Here is a 22,509-nt window from a genome sequence, read left to right as displayed (position 1 = left end):
CCGCGGCTAGGCGACGCGGATCGGCCATTGCGACGTGGCGCGCCGGGTCGGTTTGGCCGAAGCGCGTCGGGTTGCAGGGTGCCGCCGGCCGAGGGAGCTCGCAGGATCCGCGGGGCGCTCTGCAGGCGGTGACGAGCTGGCGCACCGTAAGGTGACGCGGATCGGCCATTGCGACGTGGCGCGCCGGGTCGGTTTGGCCGAAGCGCGTCGGGTTGCAGGGTGCCGCCGGGCGTCAGCGGCGCGCGCAGCGTCAGGAGAGCGTGGGAACCGGGCCTGCAGGCATCAGGGGCAGAGAGACGCGGAAGGTGGCGCCACCGCCGGGGGTGTCGAAGACGTCGACGTCGCCATGGTGGGCGGCGACGATACCGGAGACGATCGCGAGGCCGAGACCCGAGCCGCCGGTGTCGCGGGTGCGAGAGGTGTCAGCCCGCCAGAAGCGCTGGAAAATCTTCTCGCGGATCTGCGGCGGGATGCCCTCACCGTGGTCGATGATGTCGATGGTCGCCATGCCTCGGCCGGGGTCGGCCTGGACGGCGAGCTCGATCGGAGCGTCGTGGTCGGTGAATCGCATGGCGTTGCCCATGAGGTTTGTGACCACCTGACGGATCTTGTTCTCTTCGCCGAGGATCACCGGGCTGACGACGCCGTCGCCTGAGCCGTCGGCACTCGGAGCATCCAGCGCGTCGGTGCCTGCTTCTGCTGCGCGGGCGCGTCGGATCCTGAGCCGGGCCAGGGTCGCACCGGCGAACGCGATCGGACCGGTCGTGCCGGGGGCGAGCGGTGCGACAGGGCCCGGGGCGACGACGTACTCGTCGCTCGACTCGTGGCCCGGATCGACCGGCTCGCGCACGAAGACTCGGATCTCGCGGTCGGTGTTGGACGCCATCGTGTCGAGTGCGGAATCGCGGGCGATAGTCACCAGGTCGACCGGGCCGAGCTCGAGGGGCTTGGACTCGTCGAGACGCGCGAGCTGGAGGAGGTCTTGGACGAGGACTCCCATGCGGATCGCCTCTTTTTCGATGCGGTCCATGGCCTGGGCGACGTCTTCGGGCTTGGTGAGGGCGCCCATGCGGTAAAGCTCGGCGTATCCGCGGAGCGAGACCAGGGGCGTGCGGAGCTCATGACTGGCGTCGCCGACGAAGCGGCGCATCTGGTCGATGGTCTTCGCGCGGTCGTCGAAGGCGTAGTCGATGCGAGAGAGCATCGTGTTGAGGGAGCGGTTGAGCCTGCCCACTTCGGTGTTCGGCGTCGTGGTGTCGAGCCGCTGACTGAAGTCGCCGTCGGCGAACCGGGCGGCGGTGTCTTCGACGTCGCGCAAGGGGGCGAAGGTCGAGGTCACCAGGAGCCGCGTGATGGCTGCGCCGAGGACGACCACGGAGAGGCCGAAGCCCAGGAAGATGTACGAGAACCGGGTGATCGTCGCGTTGGTGGTCGCGAGGTTCGTGCCGGCCACCACGGTCGCCTCGACCGACTGGCCTGTCGATTTGTTGGTGAGGGTCGTGTGATCCGCGTAGAGGCGCCACTCCTCTGTGCCCAGGGCGTTGTAGGTGCTGAAGGCTGAGGGGTGTGTGGCGGCCGACTGCTCAGTGAAGTCGGGGAGATACGGCGTGGACGACGCGGGCAGAGACGCACCGTTGTCGCAGAGAAGTTCTCCGTCGTTGGAGAAGATCGCGACGTAGCTGGTCTTGTAATTGCCGAAGTTCGAGGTGCAGGAGTCGGCGCCATCCCACTGGATGCTTGCCGCCCCCGTTTTCAGGTCGCGGTCGACCTGGCCATAGAGATACGTGCTGAGCACCGTCATCGTGCCGAGGCCGGCGACGAGCAGCCCGAGCGTCACCAGGCAGACGGTGATGCCGGTGATCTTGGTTCGGATGGAGATCTCGTTCCACCACTGCGAGAGGCGTGAGTGCATGACTGCGCCAGATTAGCGGAGGGGCCTGGAGAAGCCTCGGGGCGAGAAGTTGGATTCACGGCGCACGCACCGGTTTCGACCTCTAGCGTCGGGTGTAGCGGGAGCACACCGCGACCGCGTGATCAAGGAGGATCGCAATGGCAGGAAACAGAGCCGTCGCCTACAAGGGGCCGGGCGAGGTCGAGGTCATCGACACCGACTACCCGACATTCGAGCTGAAAGACGGCCCGGGGGTCAATCCCGCCAACGTCGGCAGGCAGGTCAAGCACGGGGCGATCCTCAAGACGGTCGCCACCAACATCTGCGGTTCCGATCAGCACATGGTCCGCGGTCGGACAACCGCTCCCACCAATCTGGTGCTGGGTCACGAGATCACCGGCGAAGTGGTCGAGGTCGGGCCCGACGTCGAGTTCATCAAGGTCGGCGACCTCGTGTCGGTGCCGTTCAACATCTCGTGCGGTCGCTGTAAGAACTGCAAGGAGCGCAAGACCGGGATCTGCCTGAACGTCAACCCGGATCGCCCCGGAAGTGCCTACGGCTACGTCGACATGGGCGGATGGGTCGGTGGCCAGGCCGAGTTCGTGCTGGTGCCGTACGCCGACTGGAACCTCCTGCGCTTCCCCGACAAAGACCAGGCGCTTGAGAAGATCATGGATCTGACGATGCTGTCGGACATCTTCCCGACTGGATTCCACGGGGCCGTGACCGCAGGCGTGGGCGTCGGCTCGACGGTGTACGTGGCCGGTGCAGGCCCGGTGGGCCTTGCTGCCGCGACCAGCGCGCTCCTTCTCGGCGCGGCGGCCGTGATCGTCGGCGACATGAACGAGGGCCGTCTGGCGCAGGCGCGGAGCTTCGGCTGCGAGACGGTCGACCTTTCGAAGGGTGGGCCGGCCGAGCAGATCGAGCAGATCCTCGGCATTCCCGAGGTCGACTGTGCAGTCGACGCCGTCGGGTTCGAGGCGAAGGGGCACGGCCACGACGCTAAGGAAGCGCCGGCCACCGTGCTCAACTCGCTCATGGACATCACCGCGGCCGGTGGGGCGATGGGAATCCCGGGGCTGTACGTCACCGGCGACCCGGGCGCCGCTGACGAAGCGGCCCAGAAGGGATCCTTGTCGCTGTCGCTCGGAACCGGATGGGCCAAGTCGCTGTCGTTCACCACGGGCCAGTGCCCGGTGATGAAGTACAACCACGGGCTGATGCAGGCGATCCTGCACGACCGGGTGCACATCGCCGACAACGTAAACGCCAAGGCGATCAGCCTCGAGGACGCCCCGCGCGGCTACAAGGAGTTCGACGCCGGCTCGGCGACCAAGTACGTCTTGAACCCGAACGGTTACCTGGACGGCGCGAAGGCAGCCTAAGCACGACCGGAATGCACGAACGCCGTGACCCGGAAAGGGTCACGGCGTTCTTGTGTGAGGCGGTTTAGACCTTGGCGGCCTTCAGCATGTAGCCGAAGCCACGCTTGGTCTGGATGATCGGCTCGGCCGAGAACTGGTCGAGCTTGCGGCGGAGGTACGAGATGTAGCTCTCGACGATGCCCGCGTCGCCGTTGAAGTCGTACTCCCACACGTGGTCGAGGATCTGCGCCTTCGACAGCACCCGGTTGGGGTTGAGCATGAGGTAGCGGAGCAGCTTGAACTCGGTCGGGCTGAGCTCGATGGCCGTCTCGCCGATGGTGACCTCGTGCGTGTCTTGATCCATGGTCAACTCGCCGGCGCGGATGATCGCGTCTTCGTCTTCGTTCATGGTGCGACGCAGGATGGCCTTGATGCGCGCGACGATCTCGTCGAGGCTAAACGGCTTCGTGACGTAGTCGTCGCCACCGACCGTGAGACCCGTGATCTTGTCTTCGGTGTCGTCTTTGGCGGTGAGGAAGAGGATCGGCGACGTGTAGCCGGAGGAGCGGAGTCGCTTGGTGACGCCGAACCCGTTCATGTCGGGCAGCATCACGTCGAGGATGATGAGGTCGGGCTCCTCTTCGAGGACCGCGGAGATCGCCTGAGCGCCGTTGCCGACGGCACGCACGGCGAAGCCGGCGAACCGGAGGCTCGTGGTCAGGAGGTCGCGGATGTTGGGCTCGTCGTCGACGATCAGGATCTTGGGGCCATCGCTCATGGGTCAAGTATCTGCGCGCCGTCTAAGCGTTTGCTGAGAGCTGGGCGTGCGCGCTATGTCTGCGCGCTGGTGCTCAGCCCGGCTCAGGCGGCCAGGGCCGGCGAATCGAGGATCGTGTAGCTGTAGCCCTGCTCGGCGAGGAACCGCTGGCGGTTCTGAGCGAAATCCTGATCGACCGTGTCGCGGCTGACCAGCGTGTAGAACGACGCGGGGATGCCGGACTTCTTGGGGCGCAAAAGCCTGCCCAACCGCTGCGCTTCTTCTTGACGCGAGCCGTAGGATCCTGAGACCTGAATTGCGACCGTCGCCTCCGGCAGATCGACGGAGAAGTTGGCCACCTTCGACACCACCAGCACCTTGACCTCGCCATCGCGGAAGGCCTGGAAGAGACGCTGGCGCTCGTCGACGGGTGTCGACCCCGTCAGCTTGGGAGCGTTCAGGGCTTCGGCGAGCTCGTCGATCTGGTCGAGATACTGCCCGATGACGAGGATCTGCTCGCCCTCGTGCTTGTCGACGAGCTGGCGGACGACGTTCATCTTGACGGGCGCCGTCGCGGCGAGCCGGTAGCGCTCTTCGTCGGGGGAGGCGGCGTACTGGAGGCGCTCCTCTTGGGGGAGGTCGACGCGCACCTCGTAGCAGTTGGCCGGCGAGATGAAGCCCTGGGCCTCGATCTCTTTCCAGGGGGCGTCGAAGCGCTTCGGGCCGATGAGGCTGAAGACGTCGCCCTCGCGGCCGTCTTCACGGACGAGCGTCGCGGTGAGGCCGAGGCGCCGCCGTGCCTGCAGCTCGGCCGTCAGCTTGAAGACGGGCGCCGGAAGGAGGTGCACCTCGTCGTAGACCACGAGGCCCCAGTCGAGAGCGTCGAGCAGCGACAGGTGGGTGTACTTGCCCGCCCGGCGCGCGGTGAGGATCTGGTACGTCGCGATGGTCACGGGCTTGATCTCTTTGACCGCGCCCGAGTACTCGCCGATCTCGTCTTCGGTGAGTGACGTGCGCTTGAGGAGCTCGTCGCGCCACTGGCGAGCCGAGACCGTGTTGGTCACGAGGATCAGCGTGTTGGTCTTCGCCTGCGCCATGGCACCGGCGCCGACCAGAGTCTTGCCGGCACCACAGGGGAGCACGACGACGCCCGAGCCTCCTTCGAAGAAGTTGTCGACCGCCTTTTGCTGGTAGTCGCGGAGGTTCCACTCGGAAGTGTCGAGATCGATGGCGTGCGGGGTGCCCGGGGTGTAGCCGGCGTGGTCTTCGGCGGGCCAGCCGAGCTTGATGAGCTGCTGCTTCACCTCGCCGCGAGCCCATGGCAGGAGCTCCCACAGATCGTCGGCCCGCTTGACGCCGAGCAGTTCGCCGATCTTCTTCGCGCGGGTGACCTCGCTCAAGACGGCCTTGTCGGTGCCGCGAAGCAGAAGTTGATCGCCGTCGCGCTCGATGACGATGCGGCCGTACCGGGCGACGGTCTCGGCGATGTCGACCGAGACGCTCTGCGGCACCGGAAACTTCGAGTATTTGTCGAGGGTCGCGAGCATGTCGTCGGCGGAGTGGCCGGCGGCGCGGGCGTTCCACAAACCGAGGCGCGTGATGCGGTAGGTGTGCACGTGCTCGGGTGCGCGCTCGAGCTCGGCGAACACCGAAAGGTCGTGTCGGGCGTCCTCCGCATCGGGGTGGGCGACCTCGAGGAGGACGGTGCGGTCGCTCTGGACGATCAACGGGCCTGGCATAACCGGTCAGTCTATGCGCGGGGGCTGTGAGCGGTTCCGGGTTGCGCCGGAGCCTCGATCAGGCGGGCGGAGTAGCGACGGCGACGATGCTCGACAGGGGCAGCGTGCGCTCGATGTCGGACTTGCGGTCGCGCCCGCGCACCCGGCCTCCACCGACGCCGGTCGGCTCCATCGTCAGCTGGCTCGTCGTGCCGTCGGCATGCGCGAGGGTGATCAAGACCGTCAACCGAGCGTGGGCGGCTGAGTCGAGCTGGCGGGAGATCCACGCCCGCTCGGTGTCGTCATCGGTGCCGGAGGATGCCTGCACGCGCTCTACGAGAGCGACGAGCGGATCGACGCCAACCGGCGGGGCGGACCGCCGCGGGCGGCGGCGGAGCGGCGGCCTGGTCGGTCGACGATCGGCGTCTTCGAGCAGAACGGGATAGCGCTCGTCGAGCAGAGCCCAGTAGACCGTCTCCGCGTCGAACCGGCTCAGCATCACGAGAGGGCCCGCCCGGAACAGGCCGATCGGCCGGAGCGCCTGATCGACCTGGGCGGTGTCGAGAAGGGCCGGATCGTCGGCGCGAAGCTGGCTGACAGCACCGAACGATGTCGCCTGAGGATCCAGGTCGGCGGCCCCGAGATCAGCCACCCGATAGCGTCCGTGGCGGTCTGCCGTCTCGGTGAGCAGGTAGTCGACCGGCTGGGGGACGCCGGTAGAGGACAGGGAGGTGAGGAACTCGCGGAGGCTGTCGGCGGTCTCGCCCGAGCTGAGGGCGGCCTGGATCCTGGTCTCGGTGACTCGATACGTCGCCGCGAGGCCCGCGCTCTCGACATCGGCGATCAGGCGCAGACGAGCGTCGAGGTCGGGCGCGAGAGGGCCGGGAGCGACGACGGTCAGATCGTGCTGCAGATACACCTGGTCGATGGGCTGGGGGAGGAGGGCCCGGACGATCTCCGTGGCGGCCTCGACCCCATCGCCGAGCAGCGCGACGGCGGCGGAGGTCGGGCGCGACCCCGAGGTCAGGCCGAAGAGCTCGGCCGCCCGAGCGAAGGCATCAAGGCGCTCGGCGACCCACGAGCCGCCGGCGGGGAACAGCCACTCGCTGAACGTGCGGAGCGGTTCGCCCCACGACGTCGAGCTGCGCTGCGCCAGGACGGTGCGCACCTCGGCGGGCAGCGCGTCGAGCCAGGCCGACACGAGCGAGGCCCAGCGGTCGGCCCAGGTCGAGAGGAGCCACGCCTCGGCGTTCGGGCCGGGAATCCAGCCCTCGGGGCCGAGCTCGACCAGGGACGCGGCCCGGGCCGCCACGAGGATCGGTGCCACGTCGTCGACATCGATCCGAGCAGCCTCGGCGAGGCGCCGGCTCTCGGGAAGGGCCAGGCCGCCCCGAGCGAGCTCGCGCGCCGGAGCGTCGGTCACGGCGCGGACGATCTCGGCGACCTCCACGACGATCGCGTAGAGACGCTCGGCGCTCGCCGTATCGTGTGCAGCCTTCGCCTCGTCGTCGAGCTGCTCGACAGCCTCGAGCACGACAGGCGGACGGATGCCGGCGAGGCGGGCGAGCGTGAGCAGTGGGTCGTCGTCGAGGGCCTCGGTGACGGTGTCGAAGGCGGTGGCGGTGGGTGCTGCGGTCGTGCGTGCGGTGGCTGCTGAGCCGGTGCCGTCTGTGCCGGTGGTGGCGTCTGTGCCGTCGGTGCTGTCGGAGCTGTCGGCGCCGTCGGTCGACAGGAGGACGAGCAGGCGCTCGGAGAGTCGGGCGAGGGCCGCTTCGACCTCGTCCGTCGACAGATCGAAGGCGGCTTCGGCTCGCTCGATGACCAGCGCGGCGTCGGCAGCGGTCGCCGTTGTGCGCAAAGCGATCAGCGACACACGGTCGAGGCGACTCAGCACGTCGCGCAGTGATGCCCTGTCGAGCAGGGTCTCGGCGAGGTCGAAGGCGTCTTTGACCGTGTTCGGTCGCGGCACGGCGCGGCCAAGGAGTCGAGCCCGGAGGGTTTCGGCGTCGAGGGCGCGGAGCACGCCGGCGAGGTCGAGGGCGCTAGCCACGGGGCGCCTCTGCCCCGGTGCTCTGGCGGCCGCCGGTCAGCGTGTGTCGCCCCGGGTCTCGCGTTGACGGCGAATCGCGCTGACGATGACGAACGCGATGATGAGCAGGATCGCGATCGGGAATCCGAGAACGGGCAGCACGGCGATCGCCGGCCAAATGCCACTCGCGCTTGTCACGTGAGCTGCGCCACCGATGAGGTAGATGGCGATGCAGACTGCGGAGAAGACCGCGACGGTGATCGCGGCGTACACGAGGACACGCTCGGCTCGACGGATTCCGTCGGGAGCGTTCACGACCTGCTTCTTCTGTGCCACGGTGCTCAGCGTAGTCGGGGCGCGGCTGGCCGTGGGCCCGTATGCTTGTCGGGCCCCACTACCTAGGAGTTCAGTCATGCCCACCGGCAAGGTCAAGTTCTACGACGAAGAGAAGGGCTTCGGCTTCATCGCGAGCGATGACGGCCAAGAAGTCTTCCTCCATGCGTCGTCTCTGCCCGCCGGCACGACCGGGATCAAGGCCGGCTCCCGGCTCGAGTTCGGCATCGCCGACGGCAAGAAGGGCGCCCAGGCGCTCTCGGTGCGTGTGCTCGAGAAGGCGCCGAGCCTCGTCGAGCGCAACCGTCGCTCGGCCGAAGACATGGCCGTGATCGTCGAAGACGTCGTCAAAATGCTCGATGGAGTCGGCAACCGCCTCCGCCGCGGCCGCTACCCCGAAAATGGCGCGCAGGTCGCCGCCGTGCTGCGGAAGATCGCGGACCAACTCGATGGCTGACGCGGCAGACCTCTACTCGCTGGCTCGGGAGGCGCTCCTCGAGATCACCCGCGACGACACGATCGGCGAACCGCTCGAAGTGGTCGACGAGGGCGAAGGCGTCTCGACGGTCCGCTTCGCGAACACGCTTCCGGGCTACCCGGGCTGGTTGTGGACGGTCAGCATCGCTGTCGTCGGCGACGAGGAGCCCTCGGTGCTCGAGACCGAACTGCTGCCGGGCGACACCTCCCTGCTCGCACCCGACTGGGTGCCGTGGGTCGAGCGCCTCGCGGAGTACGAGGCCGCGCAGGGTGCGTTGTCGGAAGACGACGACGAGTCGGACGACGACGAGTCGGATGACGACGATGAGTCGGACGACGACGACGACGATGAGTCGGACGAAGACGACTCGGACGACGACGATGACGATGAGTCGGACGATGACGACTCTGACGATGATGACGACGACTACGACGAGAACTCGCCCCGCAAGGCCCGCGACGGCCTCCGCCGCGAGTTCGACGGCGTCGACGTCGAGGAGGCGGCCGAAGCCGCTGGCCTCGACGGGTCGGACGGCGACGACGAGGATGACGACGTCGCGCGCTCCTAGACGCTGACCGAGTGCACGAAAACCGCCCCCCGGCTTCGGCCGAGGGGCTGTTTTCGTGCACTCGAGGTGGAGCGCTACCGAATTCGAAGGAGATTTGTGGGACTGAGCCGTCGGATCCTTGAATTCTGGGCCCGAGGTGCGAGTTTCTCCTTCAAATTCGGAGGGGGGCGGCGTCAGGCAGCGAGGGCGGCGACCACGAACTCGATGGACCGGATGAGCTGGCGGACGTCGTCGGGCTCGATCGCCGTGAACGTCGCGACGCGGAGCTGGTTGCGGCCGAGCTTGCGATACGGCTCGGTGTCGATGATGCCGTTGGCGCGGAGCACCTTCGCGACGAGGGCCGCGTCGATCGAGTCGTCGAAGTCGATCGTCGCGACGACCTGTGAGCGGTGCTCGGGGTCGACGACGAACGGCGTCGCGTAGTCGGAGGTGGTGGCCCAGTCGTAGAGGGCTCCCGACGACTCTTTCGTGCGGGCGTCGGCCCACGAGAGGCCGCCATTGTCGAGGATCCACCGGGTCTGGTCTTCGAGAAGAAGGAGCGTCGTCAGGGCGGGCGTGTTGAGCGTCTGGTTCAGCCGTGAGTTGTCGACCGCGTTCTTCAGGCTGAGGAACTCGGGGATGTAGCGGTCGGACGCGGCGATGCGCTCGACGCGCTCGATGGCGGCGGGTGACATGAGCGCGAACCAGAGGCCGCCGTCGGACGCAAAGTTCTTCTGGGGGGCGAAGTAGTAGACGTCGGCCTCGGCGGCGTCGAAGGCCGCTCCACCGGCCGCGCTGGTTGCGTCGATCACGGTGAGGGCGCCCGGGTCGCCGTGCACACGCTTCACGGGGGCCATGACGCCGGTCGAGGTCTCGTTGTGCGGCCAGGCATAGACATCGATGCCCGCCTCGACCTCGACCTCGGCGCGCGAGCCGCCCGGCGCGGTGATGACCCGGGGCGCGTCGAGCCAGGGGGCGCCGGCGGCCTTGGCGAACTTCGAGCCGAACTCGCCGAAGGAGAGATTCTCGGCACGCTTCTCGATGAGGCCGAACGACGCGGCATCCCAGAACGCGGTCGAGCCACCGTCGCCGAGGACCACCTCGTAGCCGTCGGGGAGGGCGAAGAGCGTAGAGAGGTCGGCCCGGATCCTGCCCACCAGGTCTTTGACCGGCGCCTGCCGGTGCGACGTGCCGAGGATGGTGGAGCCCGCCGTCACGAGGTGCTCGAGCTGAGCGCCGCGGATCTTCGAGGGGCCGCAACCGAAGCGACCGTCGGTCGGGAGGAGGTCGCGGGGGATCGTGATGTCGGAGGGGGTGTGGGTGTCGGCCATGCGGTCGATCGTATCCAGGGCCGCTACACGGGAAGTTCACCATCAGAGGACGCCCAGGTGATCCGGCCCATAAGGTGCGAGCAGTAGTCTTGGTGAAAATTGCGTTATCGGGGAGGCACCGTTGACTGATCTTGTCGACACCACAGAGATGTACCTTCGGACGATCCTCGATCTCGAAGAGGAGAACATCGTTCCTCTTCGCGCGCGGATCTCGGAGCGACTCGGCCACTCCGGCCCGACGGTTTCGCAGACCGTCGCCCGCATGGAGCGCGACGGCCTGGTCGTCGTAACCGGCGACCGCCACCTCGAACTGACCACGCAGGGGCGCACCAAGGCCACCCACGTGATCCGCAAGCACCGTCTCGCCGAGCGCCTCCTCGCCGACGTCATCGGTCTCGACTGGGCGTTCGTTCACGACGAGGCCTGCCGCTGGGAGCACGTGATGAGCGAGCAGGTCGAGCGCCGACTGCTTGAGATGCTCGACCACCCGACGGAGTCGCCGTACGGCAACCCGATCCCGGGGCTCGACGAGCTCGGCGACTCGCCCGCGGGCCGGTTCATGGACGGCGTGATCTCGATCGTCGACGTGGCGGCGCAGAATCCCAGCGGAAAGTCAGGAACGATCCGGCGCCTCGCCGAGCCGGTCCAGTTCGAGCCGGAGTTCTTGCAGCAGCTGCACGACAGTGGGGTACAGCCAGGCAAGACGGCGACCATCTCACAGGCGGGATCGTACGTTCGCGTGCACGTGGAGGGGTACGACGAGGCGCTCGAGCTGGCCAACGACGTCGCGGCGCACATCTACCTCAGCGTCTGACTTTCGCCCCGTTCGTTTACCCTTTCGTTACAAAAGTCCTCCTCCAGGATGACACCGGGGTCGTACTCGGGTACGCTCGCCAAGTCCAAACAACCAGGAAGCCGGTTGCCGGACCCGTGGCAAGACGTCTCGATCCCCATCTCTTGCCGCTAGTCGTTGATCCAACGAACGGATGGGTCGTCTGACCCGGGTAGCCACCGCTTTGCCCGGAACAGCGTCGAGACGCAGGAGAGCCCCCCTCTTGAGCACTGGCATCACTACGACCACCCAATCGACCTCGGTAGCCACACGTCGGTCGACCCCCCGCACCGACCCGATCCGCACCGGTCCCATCGACACCGTCACGAGCACCGCCGCCGTCGCACCCACGACACGTCGCGCCGCTCGCGCCGCCGATGAGGCAGCCGCACGGAATTGTGCCAGCGGTCGCTCCTTCAAGGCCGGATCGGTCAAGCGCGGAATCGTCTCGGTCGGGGCCCTGACCCTCGTTGCCGGACTCATGGGCACCATGGCCATTCCGGCCTTCGCCCAGACCGCGAGCCCGGTCGCCGGTTCGTCTGTCGACGCTTCGACCTCGGCTTTGAGCTCCGAGCTCTCCACCGGATCGCAGTCAGCCACGGTCGCCTCCGGCGTGACCGCCGCCAGCACCAGCCGCGATAGCTACACGGCCACCGCGCCCGTCGTCGCCGCACCGGTCGTTCAGACCGCGACCACGTCGACCGCGTCGACCCTGACCGACACGCAGGCCACCGCTGCGACCGCCGAGCGCGCCTCCTTCGCCGCCAGCACCGCGTACACGGGAAAGACGGCCGCCGACTACCTCGCGTCGCCCGCCCACCCCGCCTTCAGCCTGGCAGCGGTCTACCAGACGGCCCTGCAGTACGTCGGCACGCCCTACGTTTTCGGCGGGGCGACCCCGTCCGGCTTCGACTGCTCCGGCTTCGTCATGTACGTGTACGCGCAGTACGGCATCTCGCTGGCCCACTCGGTGCCCGCGCAGTCCGCTGCCGGCACGATCATCTCGCAGGCCGACGCCGAGCCCGGCGACATCGTCGTGCTCAACGACGGCTCTCACGACGGGTTCTACGCCGGCAACGGCATGATCCTCGACGCTCCGAAGCCCGGCGGCGCAGTCAGCGTCCGCCCGCTCTGGACGAGCGACGTGCACTTCGTGCGCCTCGGCATCAAGTAGGCCGCACTTCTGCTGCTACTGCTGGCCCCGCTCCCGTGTGGAGCGGGGCTTGCTGTTTGTGGGGTGCTGCTGGTTTGTGGGTTCTGATGCGTCTGCGGTCGGGCGTAGGGGAGGGGACAGTTGAAACGCGTAATTGACTCTGGAGTCAAGTGCGGCGGGGCGAGGTTGCCGGGTGGGGGAGCGACGCGGGGGCGACGAGCGGGGTGGGGGTGAGGCGGCGGAGCGGATCCTTGGGTTTTGGGGTCGTGAACTCCGTGTTAAGCATTGCTGGAGGGTCTAGGTCTCGCGGGCGTCGTGACGTAATCTGAGCGCACGCAGTTCGACGAGCCGTTACGGAGATCCCCGTGTCACGACCAGCAGCCTCCCGCACCATGGGTGCGTTGCTGACCCGTGCCATACGGACCACCCGCCGGAACGTGCACCATTTCGGTGTGCGCCCCGGCGCCCGCGTGTGAAGCATCGTCTTTCGACGGTGCTTTTTTCGTCTCCCGACCGGTAAGCCCCGAGCTGTCTGCATCGAATGCCTGGAAGCCGTCCAGGCCGTTTCGAAAGGGAAGCAATGCGCACTCTCGTCCTCAATGCCGGCTACGAGCCCCTCGCCGTCGTGTCGTTCCGCAGAGCACTCGTGCTCGTCATGAGCCAGAAAGCCACCGTGCTGGCGGCCGACGCGGAACACCCGGTGCTCGGAGCGACATTCACCTTCGATCGCCCGTCGGTGATCGTGTTGACCCGGTACGTGCGGTTGCCGCACACCCGGCAGATCCCCGTGTCGCGCCGCGGAGTGTTGCGGCGAGATTCGCACCACTGCGCGTACTGCGGCAAGACCGCGACCACGATCGACCACGTGCAGCCCCGGTCGCGCGGCGGGCAAGACTCGTGGGAGAACCTCGTCGCCTGCTGCCTCCGCTGCAACAACCTCAAGAGCAACCGCACGCCGCTCGAGATGGGCTGGTCGCTGCGCTGGCAGCCGAAGGCGCCGCACGGGGTCGGATGGGTCGTGCGCGGGGTCGAGCAGCCGCAAGCGGTGTGGGACGAGTATCTGGCGGTTGCTGCTTAGGTTGCGGGTTCGCGGGGTCGCGGCTTGCTCGCGGGGGTGCGACGGCGCTGAGCGTGACTCGCACCCCCTAGGGGTCTCCCGAACCACCGTGCGGCCGGATGATTCGGCCGCGCGGGGGTGCGGGCGGGCAGGAACTCAGGATCCGAGGTCGGTTAGGCTGGTGTCGTCAGCCTCTGTAGCTCAATGGAAGAGCAGTTCCGTCCTAAGGAAAGGGTTGGGGGTTCGAGTCCCTCCAGGGGCACTTCGCAGATTCGACACGTAACCGTCAATCTCCTGCCGGGATTTTTAGGGGTGAGGGTGAGAACGAAGTGATCGAGTCGGACAGGCAGACCCTGCTGACGGTCTTGCGGGAGATCGAGCGCTTCGAGCGCTCAGGAGGGCCGCTGGAAGATACCCAATCCCGGTTCTCCCAGGCATCAGACCAGCTCACTTTCGAGCAGCGCGCTCTCGCTCATTCGCTAGAGACCGCCGTCGAAGATCTCGAATCTGTCATCTACGCGACGCCCGACGACTCGCAAAGAACGACCGCCCTCGGTCACCTTCACCGGCTTTGCCGCGAGCTGCGGGAAGTGCTCGGAGAGGTCACAGAAGGGACGCCTTCGGAGATATGACGACGTCAAAGCAATGTTCGGACGGTAAGAAGGCACCAGATGGCCTCTGACAAGATGCATCTCGAGTTAGACGAAGACGACGTCTACACGATCATGAGCTGTTTGAACGAGACCATGGAGGCTCTCGACGATTGGGAGTTCGCCACTCGTGTAGGAGTTGACCGCGCAACAGTCCATGCCCTGTTCAGGACGCTCTCGGGCTTGGTCGACTTGCATCAAGCGCGCGACGAATAGGCAGCCTTCCAGCAGAGAAACGGACGGCGCCCGACGGGACAAGAACTCATTCGGTGGCTGTGCCGCTACGGCGCAGCCACCAGCTCCCCACGAACGACGTCAGCACCCGCCTTGAGCGCAGCCAGCTTGCCGAGCGCGACGCCCCGAGTCATCGGCGCCATGCCGCAGTTGGTGCTGGGGATGAGCTTGTCGGCATCGACATACTGGAGCGCTGTGCGCAGGGTGTCGGCGACCTCCTCCGGGGTCTCGACGGTGTCGCTCGCCACGTCGATGGCCCCGAGCATGACCTTCTTGCCGCGCAGGAGCTCGACGAGGTCGACCGGAACGTGCGAGTGGTGCGATTCGAGCGAGATCGTGTCGATGCTGGACTGCTGCAGCAGGGGGAACGACTTCTCGTACTGCCGCCACTCCTCGCCGAGGGTCGCCTTCCAGTCGTTGTTCGCTTTAATGCCGTAGCCGTAGCAAATGTGCACGACAGTCTCGGCACGGAGGCCCTCGGTCGCCCGCTCGAGCGTGGCCACGCCCCAGTCCTGCACCTCGTCGTGGAAGACGTTGAAGGCGGGCTCGTCGAACTGGATGATGTCGACGCCGGCGGCCTCGAGCTCGCGAGCCTCCTGGTTGAGGATTGTGGCGAACTCCCACGCCAGCTTCTCGCGACTCTTGTAGTGGCGGTCGGAGAGGGTGTCGATCATGGTCATCGGGCCGGGCAGAGCCCACTTGATCGGCTGATCGGTCTGCTGGCGGAGGAACTTCGCATCGTCGACGAACACGGGCCTTTCGCGACTCACAGCACCCACGACGGTGGGCACGCTCGCGTCGTACCGGTCTCGGATCCTCACGGTTTCGCGGTTCTCGAAGTCGACGCCGGTGAGGTGCTCGATGAACGTGGTGACGAAGTGCTCACGGGTCTGCTCCCCATCGCTGATGATGTCGATGCCGAGACGGCTCTGCTCCTGGACGGAGATGCGGAGGGCATCTCTCTTGCCCTCGACCAGCGCCTCACCCTCGAGCTTCCAGGGCGACCAGAGAGAGCCCGGCTCGGCGAGCCAGGACGGCTTCGGCAGGCTGCCGACCGGGGAGGTGGGCAGAAGAGTGTTCATGGACGAGGATCCTCCGGCGGTCATCGAGTAGGAACGGGGTAGTTGGCGGCCCAGTGCTCGAGCACCTCTCGGTGCGGCTTCACGAAGTGCTCCTCCGTGAACTTGCCCTGGGTGATCGCGAGCTGGTTGCGCTCCGCGCGGTCGTACGAGATCTCGGTGCGCGAGAAGTCGTGCTGCTCGAGGGTCGGTCGGTAGACGCCGGCGGCGGCGGAGTTCGCGTTGTAGATCTCGGGCCGATAGATCTTCTGGAACGTCTCCATCGTGCTGATCGTGCCGATGAGCTGCAGGGTCGTGTAGTCGTTCAGCAGGTCGCCGCGGTGATAGAACGCGAGCGGCGCCACGGCTCCCGGCGGCATGAAGTACCGCACCTGCAAGCCCATCCGCCCGAAGTACGTGTCGGTCATCGAGTAGTCGTCTTGGCGGTATTCGACGCCGAGGATCGGGTGCGAGTTCGAGGTGCGGCTGTACGTCTTGCTGGTCGAGACGCTGATGCAGATCACCGGCGTCATCGGGAAGCGCTCCTTGTAGACGGCGGAGTCGAGAAAGTGCTGGAAGAGCTTGCCGTGGAGGGCGCCGAAGTCGTCGGGCACAATGAACTCGGTCGCGTCGCGGTTGACTTCGGGTAGAAGCACGCTGAAGTCGAAGTCGCGCACGTACGACGAGAAGTTGTTGCCCACGATGCCCTGATGGCGCACGCCGGTCTGCGTGTCGACGATGTGGATGTCGAGCACCTCGAGAAGCGGGAACACCCGGTCTTCGCCGCCCGCGCTGAACTGCAGCTCGGCGGTGACGATATCGAGCTCGACGGTGTACCGGTCGCCGCCGGGGTTGTCCCAGTGCGCGAGATTGTTGAACCGCCGGTCGATCATCGTCAGGGCGTTGCGGAGGTTCTGTTGACGGTACTCACCCCGAGCCAGGTTCGCGAAGTTCGTGGTGGCCCGCGAGGTCTCGGACGGCGCGTAGTTCTCGTCAAAACGGGTGGTGGTGATGTTGAACGTAAAGTCGTTCGCCATGAGCGGCCAATCCGGTAGCTGATCGGCCGGGGATGGCCTGGTGAATGTCGGTACAGCCATCGTGGTGCTTCGGCGCGGGTATCAGGTAATTCGGCGCTGCTATGCCTACCTATAGGCTCTTGCTATGGCCCGACGGACGAGCGGAATCACGCTGCAACAGCTCCTGTACTTCATCGAGGTCGCCGCGGAAGAGTCGATCACGGCGGCCGCCGATGTGCTCTACGTCGCACAGCCAACGATGTCGGCGGCGATGAAAGACCTCGAGACCCGGGTGGGCCGCTCGCTGCTCCTCCGCTCGGCTCGCGGAGTCACGCTGACCACAGACGGTGCCGAGTTTCTCGGGTACGCCCGGCAGGTCGTCGAGCAGGTGGCGCTGCTCGAGCAGCGCTACCTCGGACGGCCGCCGTCGCGACGCCTGCTCGGGGTGTCGACGCAGCACTACTCGTTCGCGGTCGACGCGTTCGTGCGGATGGTCAAAGAGACCGAGGCGGCGGAGTACGAATTCTCGCTTCGAGAGACCCGCACCTGGGACATCATCGAAGACGTCCGCACGCTCCGCAGCGAGTTGGGCATCCTCTACCGAAACGACTTCAACCGGAACGTCATCGACAAGCTGCTCCGCGACTCCGGGCTCCTCTTCCACCCCCTCTTCGTCGCCGAGCCGCACATCTTCATCTCGCGCAAGAACCCTCTGGCCTCCCGAGAGCGTGCCACCCTCGACGACCTCGCCGACCTGCCGCGGCTCACCTTCGATCAGGGCGCAAATAACTCCTTCTATTTCGCCGAGGAGATCCTCTCCACCCTGTCGAGCAAGCGCGAGATCCGGGTCTCTGACCGCGCGACGATCTTCAACCTCATGATCGGCCTGAACGGCTACACGATCTCGACGGGCATCGTCAGCGACGACCTCGACCCCGAGATCGTGGCCGTGCCGCTCGACGTCGACGAACGAATCGAGATCGGCTGGATCGGCCACTCGGCGATACCCCTCACCGAGCAGGCGCAGCGCTACCTCGCCGAAGTGAGGGCGGTCGTCGCGGGCTTCGGCGTGGAGCTGCTCGGCTGATCAGCGCAGTGCGACAGGGGCCGAGGATCCGGCCGCGCCGCCTGCATTGCCCGAGCCGCACGGGCTGCCCGGGCCTCGCTGGCCAGCACGAGCGCCACGCCCGCGGCGCACGGCACGAACCCGACCAGCGTCAGGCCGGTCAGCGGCTCGGCTAGCAGCAGGTTGCCGGCGAGGGCGGTGGTCGGCGCCACGAGGAACAGCAGGGCGTTCAGAGCCGTGATGCCCACTCGGCGAAGCAGCCACCAGTAGAGGCCGTACGCGATCAGGGTCGGCACGATCGCCGAGAGCGCCACGGCGAGCCAGAACGTCGAGCTCGCCGGCGGAGTCAACGTGCCGGTCACTGCCGCCAAGACCATCAGGGCTGCGGCTGTCACCGCGACGTGAATCGTCAGGGTGGTGACGACGGGGAGGCGGGATTCTGACCGGCGCTCGACGAACGTGCCGGCGATCAGGCAGAGCATGGCGAGGGCGGGGAGCCCGTACGCGATGGGCGGCGCAGAAGACCCACCGAGCTGCGAGCCGACGACCGTGGCCACGCCGATGGCGCCGACCGCGAGACCGAGCCACTGCGCACCGCGCACTCGCAGCCCGAGCAGCGGGCCGACCAGCGTGGCGACCACCAGGGGCTGAATCGCGTCGATCAGCGCGGTCGTGCCCGTCGCGATCCCGGTGCCGACCGAGGCGTACACGAACACGCAATAGCCGAACTGGGCGAACAGACCGATCGTGGCCTGGTGTCGCAGATCGGAGCGGGTGACACCTCGAAAGCCCCCCGTTGCGACCGTCAAGACGAGTAGGACGATGGCCAGTGGCGCGAATCGCCAGACGAGCAGGGTCGTCAGGCCGACGTCGACGGTGGCCACCTTGGCGATGATGAAGCCCGAGCTCCACGAGGCGACGAACGCCGCCGAGGCCAGTGCGGTGACTCCGACACGAAGGGCACCGACGCGAAGTACACCGATCTGTTTACTCATGCCGCCGACTATACAGGTCGGTAGACTTTGGGCATGCCATCATCCGCCACCGCCGTCGACGAGGGCCCTCGCAGTTCTCTCGACAGGCTCCTCGCCGTCCGCGACCTCCCGGCGCTGACCCCCGGCGCTCGCCGCGTGCTCGAGGCGGCGTCGCGCCTGTTCTACGACCACGGCATCCACGCCATCGGCGTCGACACGATCGCGAGCGAGGCGGGGGTGACGAAGAAGACCCTCTACGACCGCTTCGGCTCGAAGGAGGCGCTGGTCGTCTCGTATCTCCAGCACCGCGACGCGAGGTGGCGCGACCATGTGGCCGCGAACCTCGCTCGGGTGCCCGAGCCCGGTGTCGACCAGGTGCTCGCGGTCTTCGACGCGTCGAACTCGTGGATGAGCGACAACAGCCCGAAGGGGTGCAGCGCCATCAATGCCCGCGCCGAGATCGGCGACGGCCACGACGGCCACCCGGTGTTCCCCGAGGTCTCCGGCCAGAAGGTCTGGATGCTCGACGTCTTCGCCGAGCTCTGCCGCGCCGCCCGGGTCGCCGACCCGGACGACACGGCGCGGCTGTTCATGCTGCTGTACGAGGGGGCCCTCGTCACGGTCGGCATGGAGACCTTCGCCGAGCCGTTCGCCGTCGCACGGGCCGCGGCGGAGGGCATCCTGCGGGGGCGGACCGCCGGATCCTGAGGTAGTCGGTCTCTGGCGACCCGCCAGGATGCCCGTTCGCGACCTACTTCACGGTGACGATCGCATCGGTGTCTTCGACGCCGAGGGCGCGGGCGTCGTGAGCACGCTTCTTCATCGACGGAGCGATCAGCGCGATGATGATTGCCAGGACGGCAACGCCGGCAGACGTCCAGAAGCCGATCGTGAAGGTGTCGTCGGAGGGCAGAGCGATGGAGCCGGTCGGAAGCGGGAAGACCTGGGTGTGTGACGAGATCAGGGCCGCGATCACGGCGGTTCCGACGCTCGAGCCGATGGTGCGGGCGATCGTGTTGGCGCTGATCGCCTCGCCGGTCTGAGCTAGGGGGACGCTCTCGATGACGGCGTTCGAGGCGGCTGCGAGCCCGAACCCGATGCCGGCACCCGTCATGATTCCCGAGGCCAGGATCTGCCAGAGGTATGCGTGCGAGATGGCCGGCAAGACGAACGCGGCGGTCAAGAAGGCGGCGCCGATGACCAGCGCGGGCTTCGGCCCGTACTTGCGGACGATGCTGCCCGAGAGGGGCGAGACAACGACGAGCATCAGGACCGTCGGCAGGAGGAACAGGCCGGCGACCGAGGCGGTCTTGCCGAAGCCGTAACCGGTGAACGTGGGCAGCTGCAGCAGGGTCGGCACGAGCACGAAGGTGCCGTACATCGCGAAGCCGAAGACGAGCGCGACGACGTGGGCCGTCCAGACGCCGCGGATCGTGAAGAGCCGCACGTCGATCAGGGGGCTGGTGACGCGCAGTTCGACCAGCACGAAGGCGACGAGTGCAACGGCGCCGAGGGCGAGGAGGCCGATCGTCTTGACGTCGCCCCAGCCCCAGCTCTCTCCCTCGCTGATGGCGAGGAGGAGCGAGACCAGCGAGACCGTCAGGATCCCGGTGCCCGCCAGGTCGAGTCGCCCGGGTGTGCGAATCGGCGACTCCTTCATGCCGAAGATGATGCCCGCGAGGGCCACGACGATGAGCACGAGAGGGAACCAGAACAGCCAGTGATAGTCGAGGTTCTGCACGATCGGGCCGGCCGCGACGATGCCGACGCCCGCTCCGATGCCGAAGATGCCCGACAGGATGCCGATCGTGACGCTGACCCGCTCTTTCGGGAGCTCGTCGCGGACGATACCGATCGAGAGGGGCAGTACTGCGCCGGCAGCGCCCTGCAGGATGCGCGCCACGATGAGAACACCGAGGTTGGGGGCGAGGGCTGCGACGACCGTTCCGATCAGCAGGAGGCTCATCACGACGATGAGGATCTTGCGCTTGCCCATCATGTCGCCGAGCTTCGCGAAGATCGGTGTGAGCACGGAGGCGGACAAGAGGTACGCGGTGATGATCCAACTGACGCTCGCCGTCGACGCGTTGAGGTCACGGCCGATCGTGGAGAGGGCCGGTGCGACGAGCGACTGCAGGACGGCGTACGCGAGGCCGCCGAGTGCGAGGTAGACGACCAGGAGAGTCGTGTTCGGATTGTGCCCGCGGGTGACGGGAACGGAACCGGTGGCGGGTTCCTGAAGGGTGTGCGACATGAGGCTCCGAGTCGATGTAAACAAGTGATGACTTAGCGACTCTATCCAGAATCGGATTAAAGTCAACAGCTGTTTACAGGCTCTGGGCTCGACCTGTACGGTGGGGGAGAATCGCAAGGGAGCCAGGATGCACGCACCGCCGCACGCCGTCGACGCAGACGCCACGACAGGGAAGTCGCGGGACGCCGCCAACACCCGACGACTCCTTCTCTCCTCTGCTCGTCGGCGATTCGCGCAGGACGGCTACTCGGCGACCCGGGTGCGCGACATCGCCGCCGACGCCGGGGTCAACGTCGCGCTTATCAACCGCTACTTCTCGTCGAAAGAGGGCCTCTTCGAAGCCTGCCTCGCCCACGCCCGAGAAGAGCTGGGGCGGTCCGACGGCTCGACGGCGACGCTCGACGATCTCGTGGAGGCCCTCACTCGGCAGGTGGCGGGGCCAGCGAACGGCGACCGCTCGCTTCAGCTCCTGCTCCTCCTGCGGTCGTCCGGAGACGAGACGGCGGACGCGATCCGCCTCAATACGCTCCGCTACTTCGCCGATCAGATGGCGGTCGCGGCCGGGCGCAGCGAGGAAGACGTCTCGAGTGACGACCTCCGGCTCCGAGCGCAGATCGCACTGTCGACCATGCTCGGCATCGCCCTGCTCCGCGCCTCGTCGACGGGTCTCGAGCCCTTGGCCTCCACCGGGGTTGACGGCCTCGAGGGGCCGCTTCGCGACGTCATCACCGCGCTTCTCGCGCCGCGCCTCTAGGCGGGGTGTCCGGGCGGGGGGAGCGGACCCCGGTGGAGACGTTCTGCGCGGCATCGACCTCGACGCGGCGCAGAACATCTCGACCGGGGCCGACCCGGCCACTATGACTCAGAACGCGGGAGTGCCGCCCGCGATCGTGATCGTGGCACCGGAGGTGTAGCTGGACTCCGGGCTGACGAGGTGCACATACGCCGCAGCGAGCTCGGCCGGCTGACCCGGACGCTTGAACGGGGCCTGCTCGCCGAACGTCGACACCGTCTCGGCGTCGTCGGATCCTGGCTGCAGGGGAGTCCAGACGGGGCCGGGCGACACAGAGTTCACGCGAATGCCCTTAGGGGCGAGCTGCTGGGCTAGCGCCGCGGTGAAGACACCGATCGCACCCTTGGTCAGGGCGTAGTCGATCTTGTCGGGGGAGGGCTGGGCGCCCTGGATGGAGCCCGTGGTGACAATGCTGGATCCTGGTTCGAGGTGCGGAATCGCCGCCTGGCAGAGCCAGAAGAGCGAGTACACGTTCGTCTTGATGGTCGAGTCGATCGCCTCGGTCGTGAGGGTCAGGATGTCGTCGTTGCTCTCCATGCGGCCGGCGACCATCACGAGGGTGTCGAGTCCGCCGAGTTCGCGGACGGCCGTCTCGATGAGATCCGCGCAGTACTGCTCGTCGGAGATGTCGCCGGGCACCAGGATCGCCTTGCGACCCTCGCTGACGAGGAGATCGCGGACCTCCTCGGCGTCGGTCTGCTCGTCGGGCAGGTACGAGAGAACGAGGTCGGCGCCCTCGCGAGAGAGGGCGATGGCGGCGGCCCGCCCGATGCCGGAATCGGCTCCGGTGACGACACCGCGGAAGCCTTTGAGGCGGCCGAGACCGACGTAGCTCTCCTCACCGTGGTCGGGCTTCGGATCCATCTTCCAGGCCGCGCCCGGCAACGACTGCTCCTGCTTCGGGAACGGCGGGGCCGGGTAGAGGGTGATCGGATTCTTCTTGTCGTATTGGCTCATCCCTCGACACTGGCCCG

Annotated in this window: 22 protein-coding genes and 1 tRNA gene; 12 read left to right on the top strand and 11 right to left on the bottom strand. The window is 67.1% G+C overall.

Translation table 11 applies throughout. The features are described from left to right. Positions 1–250: 250 nt before the first annotated feature. On the bottom strand, positions 251–1,912 hold the full coding sequence (locus VH571_RS09915; protein WP_423264422.1) for a sensor histidine kinase: 1,662 nt from the start codon (positions 1,910–1,912) through the stop codon (positions 251–253). 137 nt (positions 1,913–2,049) lie between these two features. Between VH571_RS09915 and fdhA the strand changes: the two genes are divergently transcribed. Continuing rightward, positions 2,050–3,276 (top strand): formaldehyde dehydrogenase, glutathione-independent, encoded by a 1,227-nt coding sequence (gene fdhA / locus VH571_RS09910; protein ID WP_123943348.1) that lies wholly within the window; start codon positions 2,050–2,052, stop codon positions 3,274–3,276. Between the two features lie 64 nt (positions 3,277–3,340). On the opposite strand, the gene VH571_RS09905 is transcribed toward fdhA, so the two are convergent. From VH571_RS09905 to VH571_RS09890, 4 genes are all read right to left on the bottom strand, one after another. After that, positions 3,341–4,033 carry a response regulator transcription factor gene (locus VH571_RS09905; protein ID WP_055963805.1) on the bottom strand — a complete coding sequence of 231 codons (693 nt, stop codon included), beginning with the start codon at positions 4,031–4,033 and terminating at the stop codon, positions 3,341–3,343. 83 nt (positions 4,034–4,116) lie between these two features. Further along, a complete protein-coding gene (locus VH571_RS09900; protein WP_055963802.1) occupies positions 4,117–5,751 on the bottom strand; it encodes a DNA repair helicase XPB in 1,635 nt (544 codons plus the stop codon). 58 nt (positions 5,752–5,809) lie between these two features. Next, positions 5,810–7,780 (bottom strand): helicase-associated domain-containing protein, encoded by a 1,971-nt coding sequence (locus tag VH571_RS09895; protein WP_423264421.1) that lies wholly within the window; start codon positions 7,778–7,780, stop codon positions 5,810–5,812. Positions 7,781–7,816: 36 nt separating this feature from the next. Further along, on the bottom strand, positions 7,817–8,095 hold the full coding sequence (locus VH571_RS09890) for a multidrug ABC transporter ATPase (RefSeq protein WP_123943342.1): 279 nt from the start codon (positions 8,093–8,095) through the stop codon (positions 7,817–7,819). A 76-nt stretch (positions 8,096–8,171) separates the two neighbouring features. Here VH571_RS09890 and VH571_RS09885 point away from each other — a divergent pair, with 76 nt between their 5' ends. Continuing rightward, positions 8,172–8,549: a cold-shock protein gene (locus VH571_RS09885; RefSeq protein WP_055963793.1), complete on the top strand. Its 378-nt coding sequence runs from the start codon at positions 8,172–8,174 to the stop codon at positions 8,547–8,549. Then, entirely contained in the window at positions 8,542–9,138 is a 597-nt protein-coding gene (locus VH571_RS09880; protein WP_423264420.1) for a DUF3027 domain-containing protein, read from the top strand. The genes VH571_RS09885 and VH571_RS09880 overlap by 8 nt, the downstream gene beginning before the upstream one ends. Before the next feature lie 173 nt (positions 9,139–9,311). Here the strand turns inward: VH571_RS09880 and serC are convergent, their stop codons facing one another. Further along, positions 9,312–10,448 (bottom strand): phosphoserine transaminase, encoded by a 1,137-nt coding sequence (gene serC / locus VH571_RS09875; protein ID WP_423264419.1) that lies wholly within the window; start codon positions 10,446–10,448, stop codon positions 9,312–9,314. A 121-nt stretch (positions 10,449–10,569) separates the two neighbouring features. Between serC and VH571_RS09870 the strand changes: the two genes are divergently transcribed. The 6 genes from VH571_RS09870 to VH571_RS09845 all read left to right on the top strand — a co-directional run bounded on the left by VH571_RS09870 (position 10,570) and on the right by VH571_RS09845 (position 14,356). Next, positions 10,570–11,262, top strand: coding sequence for a metal-dependent transcriptional regulator (locus VH571_RS09870; protein ID WP_123943337.1), 693 nt, complete (start codon positions 10,570–10,572; stop codon positions 11,260–11,262). Positions 11,263–11,503: 241 nt separating this feature from the next. Continuing rightward, entirely contained in the window at positions 11,504–12,454 is a 951-nt protein-coding gene (locus VH571_RS09865; RefSeq protein ID WP_423264418.1) for a C40 family peptidase, read from the top strand. Between the two features lie 559 nt (positions 12,455–13,013). Continuing rightward, positions 13,014–13,511 (top strand): HNH endonuclease, encoded by a 498-nt coding sequence (locus VH571_RS09860; protein WP_055963784.1) that lies wholly within the window; start codon positions 13,014–13,016, stop codon positions 13,509–13,511. Between the two features lie 169 nt (positions 13,512–13,680). Beyond that, positions 13,681–13,752: transfer RNA gene (locus VH571_RS09855), tRNA-Arg, on the top strand. Between the two features lie 67 nt (positions 13,753–13,819). After that, positions 13,820–14,122, top strand: coding sequence for a hypothetical protein (locus VH571_RS09850; RefSeq protein ID WP_423264417.1), 303 nt, complete (start codon positions 13,820–13,822; stop codon positions 14,120–14,122). Positions 14,123–14,161: 39 nt separating this feature from the next. After that, entirely contained in the window at positions 14,162–14,356 is a 195-nt protein-coding gene (locus VH571_RS09845) for a hypothetical protein (RefSeq protein ID WP_423264416.1), read from the top strand. 65 nt (positions 14,357–14,421) lie between these two features. Here VH571_RS09845 and VH571_RS09840 read toward each other — a convergent pair whose 3' ends face one another. Beyond that, complete coding sequence (locus tag VH571_RS09840; protein WP_423264415.1) at positions 14,422–15,456, bottom strand: methionine synthase; 1,035 nt, start codon at positions 15,454–15,456, stop codon at positions 14,422–14,424. Positions 15,457–15,476: 20 nt separating this feature from the next. Then, entirely contained in the window at positions 15,477–16,469 is a 993-nt protein-coding gene (locus VH571_RS09835) for a DUF1852 domain-containing protein (protein ID WP_423264414.1), read from the bottom strand. 124 nt (positions 16,470–16,593) lie between these two features. Here VH571_RS09835 and VH571_RS09830 point away from each other — a divergent pair, with 124 nt between their 5' ends. Further along, positions 16,594–17,535, top strand: coding sequence for a LysR family transcriptional regulator (locus VH571_RS09830; RefSeq protein WP_423264413.1), 942 nt, complete (start codon positions 16,594–16,596; stop codon positions 17,533–17,535). On the opposite strand, the gene VH571_RS09825 is transcribed toward VH571_RS09830, so the two are convergent. Then, positions 17,478–18,509 carry a DMT family transporter gene (locus VH571_RS09825; RefSeq protein ID WP_423264412.1) on the bottom strand — a complete coding sequence of 344 codons (1,032 nt, stop codon included), beginning with the start codon at positions 18,507–18,509 and terminating at the stop codon, positions 17,478–17,480. The two genes, VH571_RS09830 and VH571_RS09825, sit on opposite strands and share 58 nt — an antisense overlap. A 33-nt stretch (positions 18,510–18,542) precedes the next feature. Here VH571_RS09825 and VH571_RS09820 point away from each other — a divergent pair, with 33 nt between their 5' ends. Further along, positions 18,543–19,196: a TetR/AcrR family transcriptional regulator gene (locus VH571_RS09820; RefSeq protein WP_423264411.1), complete on the top strand. Its 654-nt coding sequence runs from the start codon at positions 18,543–18,545 to the stop codon at positions 19,194–19,196. A 43-nt stretch (positions 19,197–19,239) separates the two neighbouring features. Here VH571_RS09820 and VH571_RS09815 read toward each other — a convergent pair whose 3' ends face one another. Continuing rightward, complete coding sequence (locus tag VH571_RS09815; protein WP_423264410.1) at positions 19,240–20,742, bottom strand: MFS transporter; 1,503 nt, start codon at positions 20,740–20,742, stop codon at positions 19,240–19,242. Positions 20,743–20,869: 127 nt separating this feature from the next. Here VH571_RS09815 and VH571_RS09810 point away from each other — a divergent pair, with 127 nt between their 5' ends. Continuing rightward, complete coding sequence (locus VH571_RS09810; protein WP_423264409.1) at positions 20,870–21,496, top strand: TetR family transcriptional regulator; 627 nt, start codon at positions 20,870–20,872, stop codon at positions 21,494–21,496. A 108-nt stretch (positions 21,497–21,604) separates the two neighbouring features. On the opposite strand, the gene VH571_RS09805 is transcribed toward VH571_RS09810, so the two are convergent. After that, positions 21,605–22,492 (bottom strand): SDR family oxidoreductase, encoded by an 888-nt coding sequence (locus VH571_RS09805; RefSeq protein ID WP_194600132.1) that lies wholly within the window; start codon positions 22,490–22,492, stop codon positions 21,605–21,607. Positions 22,493–22,509 lie beyond the last annotated feature (17 nt).

Origin of the sequence: Frondihabitans sp. 4ASC-45 (genome assembly GCF_049472575.1) — a bacterium.
GTDB lineage: Bacteria > Actinomycetota > Actinomycetes > Actinomycetales > Microbacteriaceae > Frondihabitans.
Note: the sequence above shows the minus strand (reverse complement) of the source record. Positions and strands in the feature narration are given on the sequence as shown.

Excerpts from the sequence above, each read along its gene's own strand:
- VH571_RS09880 (WP_423264420.1), top strand. The coding sequence starts at position 8,542 with ATGGCTGACGCGGCAGACCTCTACTCGCTGGCTCGGGAGGCGCTCCTC.
- VH571_RS09830 (WP_423264413.1), top strand. The coding sequence starts at position 16,594 with ATGGCCCGACGGACGAGCGGAATCACGCTGCAACAGCTCCTGTACTTC.
- VH571_RS09915 (WP_423264422.1), bottom strand. The coding sequence starts at position 1,912 with ATGCACTCACGCCTCTCGCAGTGGTGGAACGAGATCTCCATCCGAACC.
- fdhA (WP_123943348.1), top strand. The coding sequence starts at position 2,050 with ATGGCAGGAAACAGAGCCGTCGCCTACAAGGGGCCGGGCGAGGTCGAG.
- VH571_RS09900 (WP_055963802.1), bottom strand. The coding sequence starts at position 5,751 with ATGCCAGGCCCGTTGATCGTCCAGAGCGACCGCACCGTCCTCCTCGAG.
- VH571_RS09810 (WP_423264409.1), top strand. The coding sequence starts at position 20,870 with ATGCACGCACCGCCGCACGCCGTCGACGCAGACGCCACGACAGGGAAG.
- VH571_RS09905 (WP_055963805.1), bottom strand. The coding sequence starts at position 4,033 with ATGAGCGATGGCCCCAAGATCCTGATCGTCGACGACGAGCCCAACATC.
- serC (WP_423264419.1), bottom strand. The coding sequence starts at position 10,448 with ATGGCCGACACCCACACCCCCTCCGACATCACGATCCCCCGCGACCTC.
- VH571_RS09840 (WP_423264415.1), bottom strand. The coding sequence starts at position 15,456 with ATGAACACTCTTCTGCCCACCTCCCCGGTCGGCAGCCTGCCGAAGCCG.
- VH571_RS09815 (WP_423264410.1), bottom strand. The coding sequence starts at position 20,742 with ATGTCGCACACCCTTCAGGAACCCGCCACCGGTTCCGTTCCCGTCACC.
- VH571_RS09835 (WP_423264414.1), bottom strand. The coding sequence starts at position 16,469 with ATGGCGAACGACTTTACGTTCAACATCACCACCACCCGTTTTGACGAG.
- VH571_RS09845 (WP_423264416.1), top strand. The coding sequence starts at position 14,162 with ATGGCCTCTGACAAGATGCATCTCGAGTTAGACGAAGACGACGTCTAC.
- VH571_RS09825 (WP_423264412.1), bottom strand. The coding sequence starts at position 18,509 with ATGAGTAAACAGATCGGTGTACTTCGCGTCGGTGCCCTTCGTGTCGGA.
- VH571_RS09820 (WP_423264411.1), top strand. The coding sequence starts at position 18,543 with ATGCCATCATCCGCCACCGCCGTCGACGAGGGCCCTCGCAGTTCTCTC.
- VH571_RS09885 (WP_055963793.1), top strand. The coding sequence starts at position 8,172 with ATGCCCACCGGCAAGGTCAAGTTCTACGACGAAGAGAAGGGCTTCGGC.
- VH571_RS09805 (WP_194600132.1), bottom strand. The coding sequence starts at position 22,492 with ATGAGCCAATACGACAAGAAGAATCCGATCACCCTCTACCCGGCCCCG.
- VH571_RS09860 (WP_055963784.1), top strand. The coding sequence starts at position 13,014 with ATGCGCACTCTCGTCCTCAATGCCGGCTACGAGCCCCTCGCCGTCGTG.